Annotated in this window: 13 protein-coding genes; 3 read left to right on the top strand and 10 right to left on the bottom strand. The window is 62.2% G+C overall.

Annotated elements, in window-relative coordinates:
* Positions 1–103: 103 nt before the first annotated feature.
* On the bottom strand, positions 104–832 hold the full coding sequence (locus NKK51_RS05860; protein ID WP_352551719.1) for a gamma-glutamylcyclotransferase: 729 nt from the start codon (positions 830–832) through the stop codon (positions 104–106).
* Between the two features lie 166 nt (positions 833–998).
* Between NKK51_RS05860 and NKK51_RS05855 the strand changes: the two genes are divergently transcribed.
* Complete coding sequence (locus NKK51_RS05855) at positions 999–1,775, top strand: VOC family protein (protein WP_352551717.1); 777 nt, start codon at positions 999–1,001, stop codon at positions 1,773–1,775.
* Positions 1,776–1,874: 99 nt separating this feature from the next.
* Here the strand turns inward: NKK51_RS05855 and NKK51_RS05850 are convergent, their stop codons facing one another.
* Positions 1,875–2,363: a hypothetical protein gene (locus NKK51_RS05850; RefSeq protein ID WP_206638022.1), complete on the bottom strand. Its 489-nt coding sequence runs from the start codon at positions 2,361–2,363 to the stop codon at positions 1,875–1,877.
* A gap of 200 nt (positions 2,364–2,563) precedes the next feature.
* Here NKK51_RS05850 and NKK51_RS05845 point away from each other — a divergent pair, with 200 nt between their 5' ends.
* Positions 2,564–2,956, top strand: coding sequence for a DoxX family protein (locus tag NKK51_RS05845; protein WP_352551715.1), 393 nt, complete (start codon positions 2,564–2,566; stop codon positions 2,954–2,956).
* A gap of 113 nt (positions 2,957–3,069) precedes the next feature.
* On the opposite strand, the gene NKK51_RS05840 is transcribed toward NKK51_RS05845, so the two are convergent.
* Both NKK51_RS05840 and NKK51_RS05835 read right to left on the bottom strand, forming a co-directional pair.
* The gene (locus tag NKK51_RS05840; protein ID WP_352551713.1) at positions 3,070–5,496 is read right to left on the bottom strand and encodes a GcvT family protein; all 2,427 of its coding nucleotides are present in this window, start codon (positions 5,494–5,496) and stop codon (positions 3,070–3,072) included.
* 57 nt (positions 5,497–5,553) lie between these two features.
* Complete coding sequence (locus NKK51_RS05835; protein WP_352551712.1) at positions 5,554–7,092, bottom strand: trimethylamine methyltransferase family protein; 1,539 nt, start codon at positions 7,090–7,092, stop codon at positions 5,554–5,556.
* A gap of 217 nt (positions 7,093–7,309) precedes the next feature.
* On the opposite strand from NKK51_RS05835, the gene NKK51_RS05830 reads away from it, so the two are divergent.
* Positions 7,310–7,900, top strand: a complete 591-nt coding sequence (locus NKK51_RS05830) for a transglycosylase SLT domain-containing protein (RefSeq protein ID WP_352551710.1) — start codon at positions 7,310–7,312, stop codon at positions 7,898–7,900.
* Positions 7,901–7,988: 88 nt separating this feature from the next.
* Here NKK51_RS05830 and NKK51_RS05825 read toward each other — a convergent pair whose 3' ends face one another.
* The 6 genes from NKK51_RS05825 to NKK51_RS05800 form a co-directional block, all read right to left on the bottom strand.
* Positions 7,989–8,426 carry a TA system VapC family ribonuclease toxin gene (locus tag NKK51_RS05825; RefSeq protein WP_023813212.1) on the bottom strand — a complete coding sequence of 146 codons (438 nt, stop codon included), beginning with the start codon at positions 8,424–8,426 and terminating at the stop codon, positions 7,989–7,991.
* A complete protein-coding gene (locus tag NKK51_RS05820) occupies positions 8,423–8,650 on the bottom strand; it encodes a ribbon-helix-helix domain-containing protein (RefSeq protein ID WP_023813213.1) in 228 nt (75 codons plus the stop codon). The genes NKK51_RS05825 and NKK51_RS05820 overlap by 4 nt, the downstream gene beginning before the upstream one ends.
* Before the next feature lie 117 nt (positions 8,651–8,767).
* Positions 8,768–11,116, bottom strand: a complete 2,349-nt coding sequence (locus NKK51_RS05815) for a dipeptide ABC transporter ATP-binding protein (protein ID WP_128303439.1) — start codon at positions 11,114–11,116, stop codon at positions 8,768–8,770.
* A 67-nt stretch (positions 11,117–11,183) separates the two neighbouring features.
* The gene (locus tag NKK51_RS05810; RefSeq protein WP_023813215.1) at positions 11,184–12,341 is read right to left on the bottom strand and encodes an ABC transporter permease; all 1,158 of its coding nucleotides are present in this window, start codon (positions 12,339–12,341) and stop codon (positions 11,184–11,186) included.
* Positions 12,342–12,353: 12 nt separating this feature from the next.
* Complete coding sequence (locus tag NKK51_RS05805; RefSeq protein WP_027035014.1) at positions 12,354–13,388, bottom strand: ABC transporter permease; 1,035 nt, start codon at positions 13,386–13,388, stop codon at positions 12,354–12,356.
* 227 nt (positions 13,389–13,615) lie between these two features.
* On the bottom strand, positions 13,616–15,268 hold the full coding sequence (locus tag NKK51_RS05800) for an ABC transporter substrate-binding protein (protein ID WP_352551708.1): 1,653 nt from the start codon (positions 15,266–15,268) through the stop codon (positions 13,616–13,618).
* Between the last annotated feature and the right edge of the window lie 179 nt (positions 15,269–15,447).

Here is a 15,447-nt window from a genome sequence, read left to right as displayed (position 1 = left end):
GAAGGCTAGCACGTTTTATTTTTTTATCAATTGGTCAATTTTCGGCACAAGCCCCTGAAAAGGCTCGACAATAACATGATTTTTTTAGTCATGTTATTGGCAATTACGGCTGCGTTTGCAGCGTGAGCGAATGGCCGGACTCAAGTCCATGGCCATGGATAGCCCGGACCTCGTCCGCGACCAGTTGCTGCAATCGCCACAGATTGCGGTCGTGGATGCCGAACGCTTCAAGGTGGCTGACCGTGTTGTAGAGATACTCGGCGCCGGATCCGATATGCCCGCAGGCTCTGGCCAGCACGCTCGCCACTCTGTCCAACGGCTGGTTCAGCGACGTTCCCCTGCCCTTCACGCCGACCCAGAAGCCGAGCGCGCGCAGCGTGCCTTGCGGCGTATGCACCCGCAGCCAGCGGACCGTCTCGATGCTTTCGTGGTCGCTGATCTCGCGCCGCAGCAACCTTTCGATCTGCGCCGGTTTCTCGCCCTCCGGCAAGCGATAGATCACCCCGTTGCAGCGTCCGCCCCGTTCGAGCGCCATCATCAATCCCGGCTGCTCGGCGCTGCCGCGCCACCGCGCCATGTCGAGGCAGAAGGACCTGTGCCAGCCAAAAGCCGTGGCGAGCTGTTGCTCGACCGACTCGAATTCCGGCTTCCAGATCAGCGACCCATAGGCGAACACCCATAGCGGTCCGTCATCGGCTTCATTGGACAGCCGCAAGGCAAGGTCTCGAAAGTCCTCGTCGTTCATGTCTGTCCAACTCGGATCCGGGCCGGGATCGGCCTCTTCCCGATGGCACAGTGCGACAAGCTCGGGCGTGAGCGACATCAAGCGCATGGACGACAACCCCTCATGACCGCAGAGAAATCGAAAACCAGCGCGCGTGCAACCAGGGAACGCTTGGCACGCATGCCCATTGTTGTCCGGGCGATGTCGGATTTCCGTCGTGAGGATCGTCCTATGGTGGACGACGATCGATGCATGAAAGGTGAGGAGACCGAAAATGCCAAAAACCCCGATGCCCTTCTTCTGGTACGAACTGATGACATCAGATCTCGACGCCGCCGAGGCGTTCTACACCCAAGTGGTCGGCTGGACGGCGCAGCCCTTCGACACAGCCCCCGGCATGCCGCGCTATATCGTGATGAATGTCGGCGAACGTGGCGTCGGCGGCCTGATGACCTTGCCCGAGGATGCCGCCAAGATGGGCATGCCGCCGGCCTGGCTTGGCTATATCCACACCAGGGATGTCGACGCCGCCACGGCATCGCTGGAGAAAGCCGGCGGCACCGTTCACCGGCGGCCCGACGACATTCCGGGCGTCGGCCGCTTTGCCGTCGTCGCCGATCCGCAAGGCGCGACCTTCATGTTCCTGCAGCCGAACGGCCCGGACCAGCCTGTCGTGCCGGCCGGCACGCCGGGCCACATCGGCTGGCACGAGCTTTATACGAGCGACTGGAAAGCCGCGTTCGATTTCTATTCCGAGCAATTCGGCTGGGTCGACGCCGGCGATTTCGACATGGGCCCGATGGGCACTTACCAGACTTTTACGGCTGGCCCCGAATCCGGCGGCGGCATCATGAACAAGCCGGAGCAGATCCCGGTGCCGGTCTGGCAATTCTACTTCAACGTTGCGGCCATCGACGCGGCGGCAAAACGGGTCACTGACAATGGCGGCAAGATCCTGATGGGCCCGATGGAGGTCCCCGGCGGCAGTTGGATCGTCCAATGCCAGGACCCGCAAGACGCGCACTTCGCCTTGATGGCGCCAGTCCGCTGACCGCGATCGAACACCGCTGAAACAAAGCGCGGGTTTTCATCAGACCACCCGATGAAGGCCTCTACCCCCTGGCGCCGTTACCCCCTGACTGGCGCCGTCTCATTCCGGCGCCAGCACCGCAACCTTCAACTCAGCTTTTTTCGCGCCGCTGAACTGGACGGTGGCCGGGCCGGGCGCAAGCTTGAAGCGCACGCTCTTGCGGATGCCAGGGCATGTTTTCACGCCGCTATAGCCCGCCGACTTGATGGCCTGGCCATCCTGGATGACATCGATCCAGGCCTCCCCCGAGAGACTGATCTGGATGGCTCCCTCGGATGGCACTTCCACGCTGGCGACGGCCCCAAACGTGTCTGATGCCGGCGCACGTTCGGGCGCCACCGCAAAACCGGCTTTCTCTACCGGCACCAGCGCCAGATCCGCAGCCGCACCAACCGCCAGCGCCGCTCCGGACGGCGTTGCCGGTGCCGCGGCAAACAGGGTCTGCTCCCGCGTCACCGGCCATTTGAAGGCCTCACAGCCGGCGTCCTCGGCCATGGCGAAGCTGGTGCCTGCGACGATCGCGAACAGGCTGATGACGACTTTTTTCATGGCAAGACCCCCGCACATTCAGATTGTTGTACACGCATTAATACAACCATAGAGGTATTAATGCAACCCTGGCGAGAAACATTTGAAGGGAATTGGGAACATTCCCAATCACTGATTGTTGATGGCAAACCAGGGGAAATGAATGGTCCAATGCCGGGCGATAAACTATGGCCGATCCCGGAAGCTAAAGGGAGTTTTAGATGAAGCTTTTCGACGGCCTTGCCAAATATCAGCCGCAGGCACTCGGCATTCTGCGCATCGTGACCGCGCTGCAGTTCATCGAACACGGCACCCAGAAACTGTTCAATTTCCCGATCAGCGACCACGCCGGTGCTTTGAGCGGGCTGTCACTCACCGCCGGCATCCTCGAATTCGCCGGCGGCATCCTGCTGGCGCTGGGCCTGTTCACCCGGCCGGTCGCGTTCCTTCTGGCCGGCGAAATGGCGATCGCCTATTTCATGGCGCACGCGCCGCGCGACTTCTTCCCGGTCAACAATGGCGGCGATTCGGCGATCTCGTTCTGCTTCATCTTCCTCTATCTGGTGTTTGCGGGCGCCGGCGCCTTCGCGCTGGACAACCGCCGCAGCGCCTGACGCCCAGAAGAAGGGGCGTGCCTAGTGCATGTCGCCCAAAAGTGCCCAGCGGTTTTGGGACAACGACATGCACAAAACAGGAATCTGAAGCGCATCAGCGAAGCCGAAGCGCTTCAGGCACGCATCCGTTCGAAATTGGCGTCGAAAAGCGGCACCGCCTGAATGCGCGCCGCATGGCGCTTGCCCAGCAGCTCGATTTCGAAGCCGTCGCTCTCATCGGCGATCTCCTTCGGCACATAGCCGATGGCGACGGATTTCTTCGAATGATGCGCATAGCCGCCCGACGTCACCCAGCCGCGCACCGCACCATCGAACCAGATCGGCTCGTCGCCAATGACATCGGCATCGTCGGCATCGACGATAAAGGCGCGCAGGCGCAATTTGCCGCCCAGCTTGCGCTCGGCCAGCGCCGCGGCCTTGCCGATGAAATCGGCGTCCTTGCCGTAAGCAACGAAGCGGTCGAGCCCCGCTTCCAGCGGTCCGTAGATCGGCCGGTACTCGCGCCCCCATGAGCCGTAATTCTTGTCCAGCCGCAGCGCATTGAGGGCGCGCGAGCCGAACAGGCCGATGCCGAATTCCTCGCCCGCCGCCATCAGCGCTTGATAGGCGGCGCGCTGGTATTCCGGCGCCACCCAGATTTCGTAGCCGAGGTCGCCGGTATAGCTCACACGGCCGACCAGGCACGGCGCCATGCCGATATCCATCCGGCCAATGGCCATGAAGGAAAATGCCGCATTGGAGACATCCGAACGCGTGGCCTTTGCCAGCACATCCCGCGCCTTCGGGCCGGCGATCGACAGGCCGGTGAGCTTCGCGCCCAGCGCCTCGATGCGGACCGAGCCATCGTCTGGCAGGTGCTGCTCGAACCAGCGCATGTGGTATTGCTCGGCGATGCCGGAGCCGGCGAGGAACCAGCCGTCCTCCCCCAGATTGGCCAGCGTGAAGTCGCCGATCAGCCTGCCGTCCTGCTTCAGCATCGGCGCCAGCGTCATGCGGCCGGGTTTCGGCAGTTTGCAGGCAAGCATCCGGTCGAGCCAGGCGGCCGCCCCCTCACCCGTCACCTTGTATTTGGCGAAGCTCGAAATCTCGGACAGGCCGACACCGTCACGAACCGTCGCGACCTCCTTGGCGACCTGCGTGAAGTCGCTCGAGCGGCGCCACGAGAATTCGTCCTTGACGCCTTCCGGCGCGTACCACAGCGGCACTTCCAGCCCATAGGCAACGCCCCATTGCGCACCCGCAGCAGACAGCAGATCATAGATCGGCGTCGTCTTCAGCGGCCGCCCGGCGGGCAGCTCCTCATTGGGGAAGCGGATCGAAAAGCGCCTGGAATAATTCTCGCGCACCTTGGCGTTGGTGTAGGCCATCGTCGCCCAGTCGCCGTAGCGCGCGACATCCATCGCCCAGATATCGGCGCCGGGATCGCCCTCGATCATCCAGTTCGACAAAGCAAGGCCGACGCCGCCGCCTTGCGAAAAACCGGCCATGACGCCGCAGGCGACCCAGAAGCCCGGCAGCCCGCGCACCGGCCCGACCAGCGGGTTGCCGTCCGGCGCGAAGGTGAAGGGGCCGTTGATGATCTGCTTGATGCCGGTGTTCTGGAAGGCCGGGAAATGGCGGAAGCCGACCTCCAGCGACGGCGCGATGCGGTCGATGTCCGGCGCCAGCAGTTCATGGCCGAAATTCCATGGCGTCTGGTATTCGGACCACGGCTTGTTGGCCTTCTCATAGGTGCCCATCAGCATGCCGCCGCGCTCCTGGCGCAGGTAAAGCTCGCCATCGAAGTCGACCGCGTGGATGATCTCGGTGCCGGTCTTGGCGTTCCAGGCGGCGACCTCCGGCATATCCTCGGTGATCAGGTACATGTGCTCCATGGCCAGCACCGGCAGTTCGAGACCAACCATGCGGCCGACCTCGCGCGCCCACAGGCCGCCGGCATTGACGACATGCTCGGCCACCACCTCGCCCTTGTTGGTGATGACCCGCCACAGCCCGTCGGGACGCCGCACGATGTCCTCGACCTTGGTGAAACGCTCCACTTCCGCCCCAAGTTTCCGCGCGGCCTTGGCATAGGCATGGGTGACGCCCGAGGGGTCGAGATGGCCGTCCTCCTTGTTCCTGACGGCGCCGACGAACTGCCTGGGGTCGAGAAGCGGCATCAGTTCGGCCGCCTCGTTGGGCGAGATCTCCTCCAGCTCGATGCCGAGATAGCGGCCCTTGGCGACGACGCCGCGCAGCCAGTCCAGCCGCGCCTCGGTTGCCGCCAGAAGCACGCCACCGGTCAGATGCACGCCGGTCGCCTGCCCGGAAAGCTCCTCGATCTCCTTGTAGAGGTTGATGGTGTATTTCTGCAGCTTGGCGACGTTAGGGTCGCCATTAATGGTGTGCATGCCGCCGGCCGCGTGCCAGGTCGAGCCGGACGTCAATTCGTCGCGCTCCAGCAGGACAACATCGGTCCAGCCGTGGCGGGCGAGATGGAACAGCACGGAGCACCCGACGACGCCACCGCCAATGACCACGACCTTTGCATGCGATTTCATGAGTTTTGCTCTGTTATCAGTGAGTTGGATGGGTGAGTGGATTCAAGCTGGGAACGATCACGGCTCGCCCTGCCCGATCGCTTCCTTCCGCCTGGCCATGTAAGCCTCCAGCGCCTCGCGCACGGCGATATCCATCACCGGCTCGACATAGTCTTCCAGCGCCTTCTTCCACAGCCGCGTCGCGCGCGCCGTCGCGTCGAGCCCGCCAGCCTCCTGCCACGCCTCGTAATTCTGCCAGTTGGACAGCATCGGCTGGTAGAAGGCGGTGGCGTAGCGCTCCAGCGTGTGCGGTTCGCCGAAGAAATGGCCGCCGGTCGGCACCGCGCCCAACGCCTCGACGGCGAGCTCGGCCTCATTGACCTCGATCGGGCGCAAGAACTCCATCATGTGCTGGATCATCTCGACATCGATGATGAATTTTTCGAACGACGCCGTCAGCCCGCCCTCCTGCCAGCCGGCGGCGTGGTAGACGAGGTTGCCGTGGCCGAGCACCGCGCCCCACAGCGCCATCAGCGTCTCATAGGCGCCCTGCGCATCGGCAGCGTTGGAAGCCGAGCCCGGCGTCGTGCGGTACGGAAGCCCGTAGCGCCGCGCCAGTTGCCCCGACGCAATGTTGGCCTTGGTGTTCTCAGGCGTGCCGAAGGCCGGCGCGCCGGACTTCATGTCGACATTGGAGGTGAAGGCGCCATACATGACCGGCGCGCCTGGACGGACAAGCTGCGTCAGCACGACGCCGAACAGCGCCTCGGCGTTCTGCTGCGCCAGCGCGCCAGCCAGCGTCACCGGGCTCATCGCCCCCATCAGCGTGAACGGCGTCACCGCCACCGACTGGCCGAACTCGGCCATGGTCATCAGTCCTTCGGCCATCATCTCGTCGAAGCGGCGCGGCGAGTTGACCGAGATGATCGTGGTGATGCCGGGATCGTCGCGCATCTGATCGAGCGTCAGCCCGCGCGAAATCGCCATCATCTCGATGCCGTCAAGCGCCCTGCCCCTCCCGATCGCCGAGACATGGAAACTCTTGTCGGTCAGCGTCAGATTGGTGAAATAGGTGTCGAGATGGCGGGAATTGGCCGGCAGTTCCACCGGTGCGCAGACCTGGTTGCCCAGCATGTGGATGCAGTTGAAATGCTGCGCCAACCGGGTCAGATCCGCATAGTCGCGCAAATTGCCGGCGCGGCGGCCGCGCTCCATATCGTGCACATTGGGCGGCCCGGCAACGAGCGTGAAATTGATGGTGTTGCCGCCCAGATGAACCGCGTTGGCCGGGTTGCGCGGCGTCAACACATAGCTGGGTTGCGTGGTCTTCAGCACGTCTTCGATCAGACCGCGATCGATGCGGACATTCGCCGAGGCATGATCGACCCTGGCGCCGGCCTTCTCGAACAGCGACAGCGCCCGCGGGCTCATCACCTCGATGCCGAAATTTTCCAATATGTGCATCGACGCCTGATGGATCTGCTCGATCTGGTCGGGCGACAGCATGGCCATTGGCGGATAGGGATTTGTCACCCGCCTGAGCGGCAGTTGCGGGATGGCCGATGGCCCTCTGTTGCTGGTGCGCTCGGCGCCGCGTTTGCGTCTTGGTTCGTTCATGCCCGGCATCAGAGCTCCGGCAGCCCGGGCAAGCTGTCAGAAATACGCCGTTTGCGGGCGTGATTTTAGCCACGGCGGCATTTCTGCAATGTCTGTTTAGAAAAAGCGGCGAAGTGCGTCGGATTATCGATACTGGATTTCCTTGAGAGACTGCGCCGGCGAAGCGTTAACGAGCGCTGCAAGATTCCCTTTATGATTTCGGCCTATTGCTCTGCCGATGCGTAGCTCGAGTTTTAGTAAAATTGGTGCGGTTTGCGTGCTGCTGGCGCTTTCGGCCTGCGCCACGCCGCCCAGCCACATCAACAATGTCTGTGCCGTCTTCGACCAGAATGACGGCTGGTTCGACAACTGGCAGTCGGCCGCCGAGCGCGCCCAGCAGAAATACGGCATCCCTGTTCCCGTGCTGATGGCGACGGTGCGCAAGGAATCCGGTTTCAAGAGCAATGCACGGCCGCCGCGCACCAAGCTGCTCGGCTTCATTCCGTGGAAGCATGTCTCGTCGGCCACCGGCTTCTCGCAGGCGCTGGACGGCACCTGGTCGCAATATCAGCGCGAGACCGGCAACTGGGCGGCACGGCGGACGAAATTCGCCGACGCCGTCGACTTTGTCGGCTGGTACCATTCCAAGACATCCGACACGTACGGCGTCGCCCGCAACGATACCTACAATCTCTACCTGGCCTACTATCTCGGCTGGACCGCCTATGGCCGCGGCAACCGGGGCGATGCCGGCGTCCAGGGCTATGCCCGGGCCACCGACAAGATGGCGCGGGACTATGCGCAGCAACTGAGTGAGTGCGGCAACTGACTTTGCCGGAGCATTACGCAGCCAAGTGAAATCACTTGGCGCTGCGGAAAAGTGATGTCGCCCCTCGAGCAGAAAAGATCTCAGCGATTCATTTGCTTGGGATCAGATGAAGAATTGCCTTCCCTGATTTTACCGCCGTCGTCGATAGCTTTCGGTCGAACGTCGCCAACTCGCCGTCATGCGACTTGGCCAGCGCCAGCAGATAACTGTCGGTTACTTGCGTCGAAGTCAGGATCTTGCCCGCGTCGATCTCTCTGGAACTGACAAGGCTGATGTCATCGGGCCAGAACTGGTGTCCGGCAAGTGCGTGCAATTTGCCGACGATCGGCGCGACGACGGCAGGGGAGCCAGGAGAGTTGGGGTATTTGGGGTTGCCCACGATCCTGATAACGCCATTCTCGGTGATGGGGCATGTGGCCCATGAGTGATGCCCGGTGGATTCGAACCACCGATGGGCATCGTCATGCGCGACATGAGCCGGATCGATCAGCGCAATCAACACATTGACGTCGAGCAGGAAGGTCACGGCAGCTCGTCGCGAAGCGCATTGACCGTTTCGAGATCGACCATCGGCCCGCCGGGCCGCGACGAAAGCAAGGGAATGCCGTTGCGCTCACCGCCCGCCTGCGGCCGACGCAGCGAACGGCGAACCAGATCGGAAATGACTTCTCCCACGCTGCGATCCTGCTGCCGCGCCATAGCCTTGGCGGCAAGAAGGACATCATCATCGATTGCAAGTGTCGTTCTCACAATTCGTCCTCCTTTCCAAGCATCAAACATCACGCATCACATAGAGCAACAGACTGAGATTCTCAAGGGACGCATGTTTTGCGCAGCATATGAATTGATGGCATTGCCTGATGCCGGTCAGTTCGGTTTCCTAGAAACGCCCGGCTTTGGGGTATCGCCGGTTTCCGAAACCTCGTCGCGGACCTCGTGACGGCGGGCTTTCGAAACGGCTTCCGTCTCCTCGCCGGCCTGCCTCGCTGCATCGGCTTCCGCGCTGCCCGTCTTGCCGCGCGGACGCTTCGGTGGCGTGCCGGCAAAACCGGGGCCATCGCCATGCGGCGCGTCATCCGGCACGCCTTCGTGCGCGGCGTGCTCCTTGTCGAACTTGATCACCGGCTCCATCGTTGCCAGCACGTCGTCGGAGAGCCAGCACAGGCTCATATGGCCGCCGCCGAGATGCTTGACCGGTGGCACCTTGGTCTCGCACAGATTGTCAGGCACCAGCTTCTTGTAGCCGCAGCGGGTCTGGAACGGGCAGCCGGACGGTGGGTTCATCGCCGAGGGAATGTCGCCCTCCAGCACGATGTGCCGCTTGACCACGCTGGTGTCGGCGATCGGGATCGCCGACAGCAGCGCCTCGGTATAGGGATGGTAGGGCGGCGCGAAGATCTGGTCGGTCGTGCCTTGCTCGACAATATAGCCGAGATACATGACCACGACGCGGTCGGCGATGTAGCGCACGACCGACAGATCATGGCTGATGAACAGCATTGTCGTCTTGTTCTTGCGCTGGATGTCCATCAGCAGTTCGGTCACCGCCGCCTGCACCGACACGTCGAGTGCCGAGACCGGCTCGTCGGCCACCACCACCTTGGCGTCGCCGGCAAAGGCCCGCGCCACGCCGATGCGCTGCTTCTGGCCGCCGGATAGCTGGCGCGGCTTGCGGGTCTCGAACGCCCTGGGCAGCTTCACCAGGTCGAGCAGCTCCAGCATGCGCTTGCGGCGGTCGGCGACCGTCTTGCCGACATTGAACTTCTCCAGCGTGCGGATGATCTGCGAACCGACCGAATGGCTGGGATTGAGCGTGTCGAACGGGTTCTGGAACACCATCTGGATCGACGACACCGTGTCGACACTCCGCTTCTCGATGCCCGTCGACTGGATTTCCTTGTTGCCCAGCGTCACCGTGCCGGCACTTGCCGTCTCCAGCCCGAGCAGCACCTTGGCCAGCGTCGACTTTCCGCAGCCGGATTCGCCGACGATGGCAACCGTCTCGGATTCGCGCGCCATGAACGAGATCGTCTCGTTGGCCTTGACGACGCGGCCCTCGCTCGAGCCGAACACCTCGCTGCCGCCCACCCTGTAGTATTTTCTGAGATCCTCGATCTTGAGCACCGGAGCGCCGGGCACGACGCGCTCATTGACCTTTTTGGCGCCGGGCGGCAGCGCCTCCCAGTCGATCTCGTTGAAGCGCACGCAGCGCGAGAAATGGCCTTCGTGACCCGCGACCTCGATCATCGGGATTTCGGCGGCGTTGCAGACGCCCTCGACGAAATGGTGGCAGCGAGGGCCGAAATTGCAGCCCTTGGGCCGCTCGTGCGGCAGCGGCAGCTGGCCGGGGATCGAAATTAGCGGCCGCGAGTTCTTGTCGGCGCCGGGCAGCGGGATCGAGCGGAACAGCCCTTGCGTATAAGGGTGGCGCATCCGGTCGAACACGTCCTTGATCTTGCCCGTTTCGACCGCTTCGCCCGAATACATAACCGTGATGCGGTCGCAGGTTTCCAGGATCAGGCCGAGATTGTGCGACACGAAAATCATCGACGTGCCGAACTTCTCGCCGAGCCCCTTGACCAGGTCGACAATGCCGGCCTCCACCGTCACGTCGAGCGCCGTCGTCGGTTCGTCGAGCAAAAGCAGCGCCGGCTTCGACAGCAGCGCCATGGCAATGACGATGCGTTGCTGCTGGCCGCCCGAGAGCTGGTGCGGATAGGAGCGCATCATGCGCTCGGGATCAGGCAGCTTGACCGCGCGCACCATGTCAAGCGCGCGTTTATGGGCCTCTTCCTTCGACACCTTGTCGTGGATCAGCGGCACTTCCATCAATTGCTGGCCGACCTTCATCGCCGGGTTCAGGCTCGCCATCGGCTCCTGGTAGATCATCGCGATCTTGTTGCCGCGAATGGAGCGCAACTCCTCGTCGGAGAGCTCGCCCATGTCCTTGCCCTGGAACTTGATCTTGCCGCCGACGATCTTCCCGATGTTGGAGAGGTCGCGCATGATGCCGAGCGACACGGTCGACTTGCCGCAGCCGGATTCGCCGACGATGCCCATCGCCTCGCCGGGCATGACGGTGCAGGAAAAATCCATGACCGCCGGGATCTCGCCCTTGCGGGTGAAGAAGGAGATCGACAGGTTCTCGATCTCGATGATCGGCGCGTTGGCCGGCCCATTGGTTGGCGTGGCGGGATTTCGAACTGCCTCGTTCATGGGTCGCTCCAATCCTGGTTCTTCTAGGCCTGTTTCTATCAGGCGCATCGGGTCGAAACCCGCGAGATCAGTCTTTCATCGATTGTTCGCGCAGCGAGTCGGCGAGCAGGTTCAAGCCCAGCACGAACGACATCAGTGCGATCGTCGGCGGCAACGCCGGGTGGATGAAGGAGCGCAGCAGGCGGCTGGCGTCCTTGATCGCAGTGCCCCAGTCCGGACTTTCCGGCGCCAGGCCAAGGCCGAAATAACCGAGCGTGCCGAGCAGGATCGTGGTGTAGCCGATGCGCAGGCAGGCGTCGACGATCAGTGGCCCGCGCGCATTGGGCAGGATCTCCCATAGCATGATGTACCAGGGCGATTCACCGCGCGTCTGCGCCGCCGCCACATAGTCACGCGTCTTGATGTCCATCACCAAGCCACGCACGATGCGGAACACGCCGGGGCTGGACGCGAACACCACCGCCACGAAGATATTGAGCTGGTTGGGGTCGATATGCACGATCTTCAGCGGATCGGCGTCGAAGACCAGGCCGGCATAGATCCAGCCGCCGAGGATCAGGGTGATGCCGAGCAGGATGTAGAGCCGGTCGGGCCGGTTTTTGTAGCGGGTCCAGAACAGCACGCTGAAGAAGATGATCGGGAACAGGAAGAAGACGCCGGCCATGCCATAAGGGATCGGCGTGTCCATGATGCCCGGCGTCACCAAAAGGTAGAACAGCAGGATCACAGGGAAGGCCAGCACGAGATTGGCCAGGAACGACAGCACGGTGTCGATCTTGCCGCCGTAGTAGCCGGCGGGCAGGCCGAGCGTGATGCCGACCATCAGCGCGAAGCCGGTTGCCGCAGGCGCGATGATCAGCACGATCTGGCTGCCATAGACCATGCGCGAAAACACGTCGCGCGCCAGCTTGTCGCCGCCGAACAGATAGGTCAGCCCCGATTTCGGTTCGACGGCGCCCGGCAGCACATCCTTCATGATGGGAATCTGGGCCAGCGGATCGAAGGGAGAAACGGTCGCGGCGAAGATTGCCGTGAACAGCCAGAACAGGCAGATGCCGACGCCGACGATGCCGACACCGCTGTCGAACAGCTGGCCGTAGAGCGCCAGCTTCTTCTTGTAGGCGAAGCTCGCGCCCATGACGATGACGAGCGCGATCCAGACCGGCCAGAAGCGCGACAGCACTTCGAGAACGACGGTGAAGCCACTGATGTATTGAACCGGCATCCGCTTCGCTCCCTACTGAACTCTGATACGCGGATTGAGAAATGCGTAGCCGACATCGGAAATGAGCTGCGTGATCAAGACGATGAACACCGAGACCAGCGAGCAGCCGAGCAAAAGGTCGATGTCGTTGTTGCCGGCCGCCTCGACCAGCGTGTAGCCGAAGCCCTGGTAACGAAACATCACCTCGACGATGACGACGCCGGTGAGCAGCCAGGGAAACTGCAGCATGATGACGGTGAACGGTGCGATCAGCGCGTTGCGCAAGGCATGTTTGACCACGACGCTGCCGAAGGAAAGACCCTTCAACCTGGCAGTGCGGATATATTGCTGCGTCATCACTTCGACCATCGAGGCACGCGTCATGCGGGCGATGTAGCCGATGCCGTAAATCGCCAGCGTCATCACCGGCAAAGTGAAATTATAGAAGGTGATGCCCTGGCTGGCCGAAGCCGCCGAGCCGTTCAGCCAGCCTAGCCATGAGGCGAAGATGACGGTGAAGATGACGCCCGACACATATTCAGGCGTCGCCGTCGAGGCGATCGATGCCACCGACAGCACGCGGTCGGTTCGCGACCCCTCGCGCATGCCGGCCAGAATGCCGATCAGCAGCGAGATCGGCACCATCACCACCAGCACCCAGAACATCAGGATGCCCGTAGCGCCGAGTGCCGGAAACAGTTTTGAGGCGACGGTCGCCTTGAACTTGGTCGAGCAGCCGAAATCGCCCTGGAAAACGCCGGCGAAGGTCGGGACGAGCGGATCGTTGCAGAAGGAGAAACGCTGCGCCGGCTTGCCGGTCGCCGGGTCTGTCACAGGTTGCTTGGGCACCACGCCCAGCCACTGCCCATAGCGGACGAAGAAGTTCTGCCGATAGCCATGGTTGACCAGCCAGCTCTCGAGCTGCTCGGCCGACGTATGCATTTCGGTCTGGCTGATCGCCAGCTTCTTCAGATTGGGTTCGAGGTTGATCAGGAAGAAGACGACCATGGTCAGGCACAGCATCGTCAATGCCATGGTGCCAAGACGCCTGATAACGAAGGAAAGCATGGCGGCCCCCTGCCGATGGGTTGGGGTTTGAGCCGGCTATGAAAGCCAACCCTGCCGTAACCGGCGGGGCTGGCTGTCAAACAGGCCTTCGGATGCGATCAACCCTGTTTTTGTTGCATGGCCTTGCCCGCGAGTCCGCAACTTTTTTGAGAAAGTGCGGACCAGGAGGGACGGACGATGCAAAGAGCAGGGGAAGGGAGCGAGCCCCTTCCCCTATGTCGATGCGATCAAGCCTGCTCGAGCCAGACCTTGCCGTAGTCGCGCTCGAAGGTCGGGTGCATCTTGTAGTTCTGCACCGCCTTGACCGAGTGGCTGTAGAGCTTGCGCCAGTACGGCTGGATCATGATGCCGGAATCCTGCAGGGTCTGCTCGATGTCCTTCATCATCTCCTTGCGCTTGGCGGCGTCGGCAACGGCGAGCGCCGCATTGAGCTTGGCATCCCAGTCCGGATTCGACCAGCCGGCCTCGTTCCAGGCCTCTCCGGTGCGATAGGCGATGGCCAGAACCTGGACGCCGAGCGGGCGCATGTTCCAGTTGGTCATCGACAGCGGATACTTCGTCCAGTCGTTCCAGAACGTCGAACCCGGCAGGACGGTGCGCTTCACCTTGATGCCGGCGTCGCGCAACTGGGCGGCGATCGCATCGCCGGTGTTCTTGTGCCAGTCCTCATCGACGGTGATCAGCTCGTGTTCGAAGTCGGCCTGGCCGGCTTCCGCCATCAGCGCCTTCGCCTTGGCCGGATCACGGGCAACCTTGGGCAGCTCGTAATATTCCGGATGGATCGAGCAGACATGGTGGTTTTCGGCGACCGAGCCGGCATTGCCGTAGCCGAGCTGCAAGACGACATTGTTGTCGACCGCAAGCTGCAGCGCGTTGCGCACCTTCTGGTCGCCATAGGGCTTGTTGTTGACGTTGGTGCGGCAGACGATGGTCGACGCGGTGACGATCTCCGACTTCACCAGGTCCATGCCGTCGAGGATCGATACGTAGTCGGCCGAAGTCTCGAAATTGGTGTGCACTTCGCCGGCTTCGAAAGCGCTGACCATGGCTGCCGGATCGGTGCCGTAGTCGATGAATTCCAGGCCGTCGAGGAACACTTCGCCGTCCCACCACTTGTCGTCGGTGCGGCGCTTGTAGACCACCTTCTGACCGACATCATAGGAGACGAGTTCGAACGGACCGGTGCCGATCGGGCAGGCCTTGAAGTCGCCGCCCTTCTCGTCAAAGGTCTTGTGGACGATGAGGCCGGGATAGTCGCACATGTTCGGAATCAGCGCGATGTCCGGCTTGGTGAGCTTCAGCACGACCGTGTGGTCGTCCGGCTTGGTCACGGCGCTTTCGTCGAGCTTGTCGTCCTTGACCAGCGAGCCGAGACGGCCGGGCATGGAGTTGCCTTCGGCTTTCTTGTCGGCCCAGCGCTTCAGGTTGAAGATGACGTCATCGGCTGTGAAGGCATCGCCATTCGACCAGGTGACGCCCTTGCGCACATGCAGCGTGTACTGCGTGGCATCGTCGTTGACGTCCCAGCTTTCCAGCAGATAGGGGCGGAACGTGTATTCGGACGTGTACTTGACCAGCGGCTCGAGCGCCTGGCGCTCGGCATTGGCGATTTCCGACCAGTCGGCCTTGCGCGGGTCCTTGGGATCCTTGATCCACTGGGCGATCTTCAGCGTGCCGCCCTTCTTGCCCTTTACCTCTTCGGCCTTCGCCGGCGTCGGATCGGCGAGCCCGAGCAAGCCGTAAGCCATTGCCGTCGATGCGCCGAAGACGCTGGCCATGGCCAGGAATTCGCGGCGGTCCACCTTGCCTGCCTTGGCTTCTTCGGCCATGGCCAGGATGTGATCCGGAACGCGATCGCCATTACTCTTATAAATTGTCATGACTTAACTCCCATTGTTGGCTTTCCGCCTTTTAACATTCCGCATCCAGGCCATGATGTCAAAGACGGCGTGGATTGAGAACATGTTAGGGAATGTGCAACTTTGAAAGGGGAGCGGTTCGCGTGATAACGACAGTCTTGGCGCAAATTTGCTACTGTCCGACGGATTCTTCTGGAATC

Source organism: Mesorhizobium sp. M0011, assembly GCF_040324155.1.
Taxonomy (GTDB): domain Bacteria; phylum Pseudomonadota; class Alphaproteobacteria; order Rhizobiales; family Rhizobiaceae; genus Mesorhizobium.
This window is presented reverse-complemented; position numbering and strand designations above follow the sequence as displayed.

Coding starts and splice junctions, on each gene's coding strand:
- NKK51_RS05860 (WP_352551719.1), bottom strand. CDS start 832: ATGCGCTTGATGTCGCTCACGCCCGAGCTTGTCGCACTGTGCCATCGG.
- NKK51_RS05855 (WP_352551717.1), top strand. CDS start 999: ATGCCAAAAACCCCGATGCCCTTCTTCTGGTACGAACTGATGACATCA.
- NKK51_RS05850 (WP_206638022.1), bottom strand. CDS start 2,363: ATGAAAAAAGTCGTCATCAGCCTGTTCGCGATCGTCGCAGGCACCAGC.
- NKK51_RS05845 (WP_352551715.1), top strand. CDS start 2,564: ATGAAGCTTTTCGACGGCCTTGCCAAATATCAGCCGCAGGCACTCGGC.
- NKK51_RS05840 (WP_352551713.1), bottom strand. CDS start 5,496: ATGAAATCGCATGCAAAGGTCGTGGTCATTGGCGGTGGCGTCGTCGGG.
- NKK51_RS05835 (WP_352551712.1), bottom strand. CDS start 7,092: ATGAACGAACCAAGACGCAAACGCGGCGCCGAGCGCACCAGCAACAGA.
- NKK51_RS05830 (WP_352551710.1), top strand. CDS start 7,310: ATGCGTAGCTCGAGTTTTAGTAAAATTGGTGCGGTTTGCGTGCTGCTG.
- NKK51_RS05815 (WP_128303439.1), bottom strand. CDS start 11,116: ATGAACGAGGCAGTTCGAAATCCCGCCACGCCAACCAATGGGCCGGCC.
- NKK51_RS05810 (WP_023813215.1), bottom strand. CDS start 12,341: ATGCCGGTTCAATACATCAGTGGCTTCACCGTCGTTCTCGAAGTGCTG.
- NKK51_RS05805 (WP_027035014.1), bottom strand. CDS start 13,388: ATGCTTTCCTTCGTTATCAGGCGTCTTGGCACCATGGCATTGACGATG.
- NKK51_RS05800 (WP_352551708.1), bottom strand. CDS start 15,268: ATGACAATTTATAAGAGTAATGGCGATCGCGTTCCGGATCACATCCTG.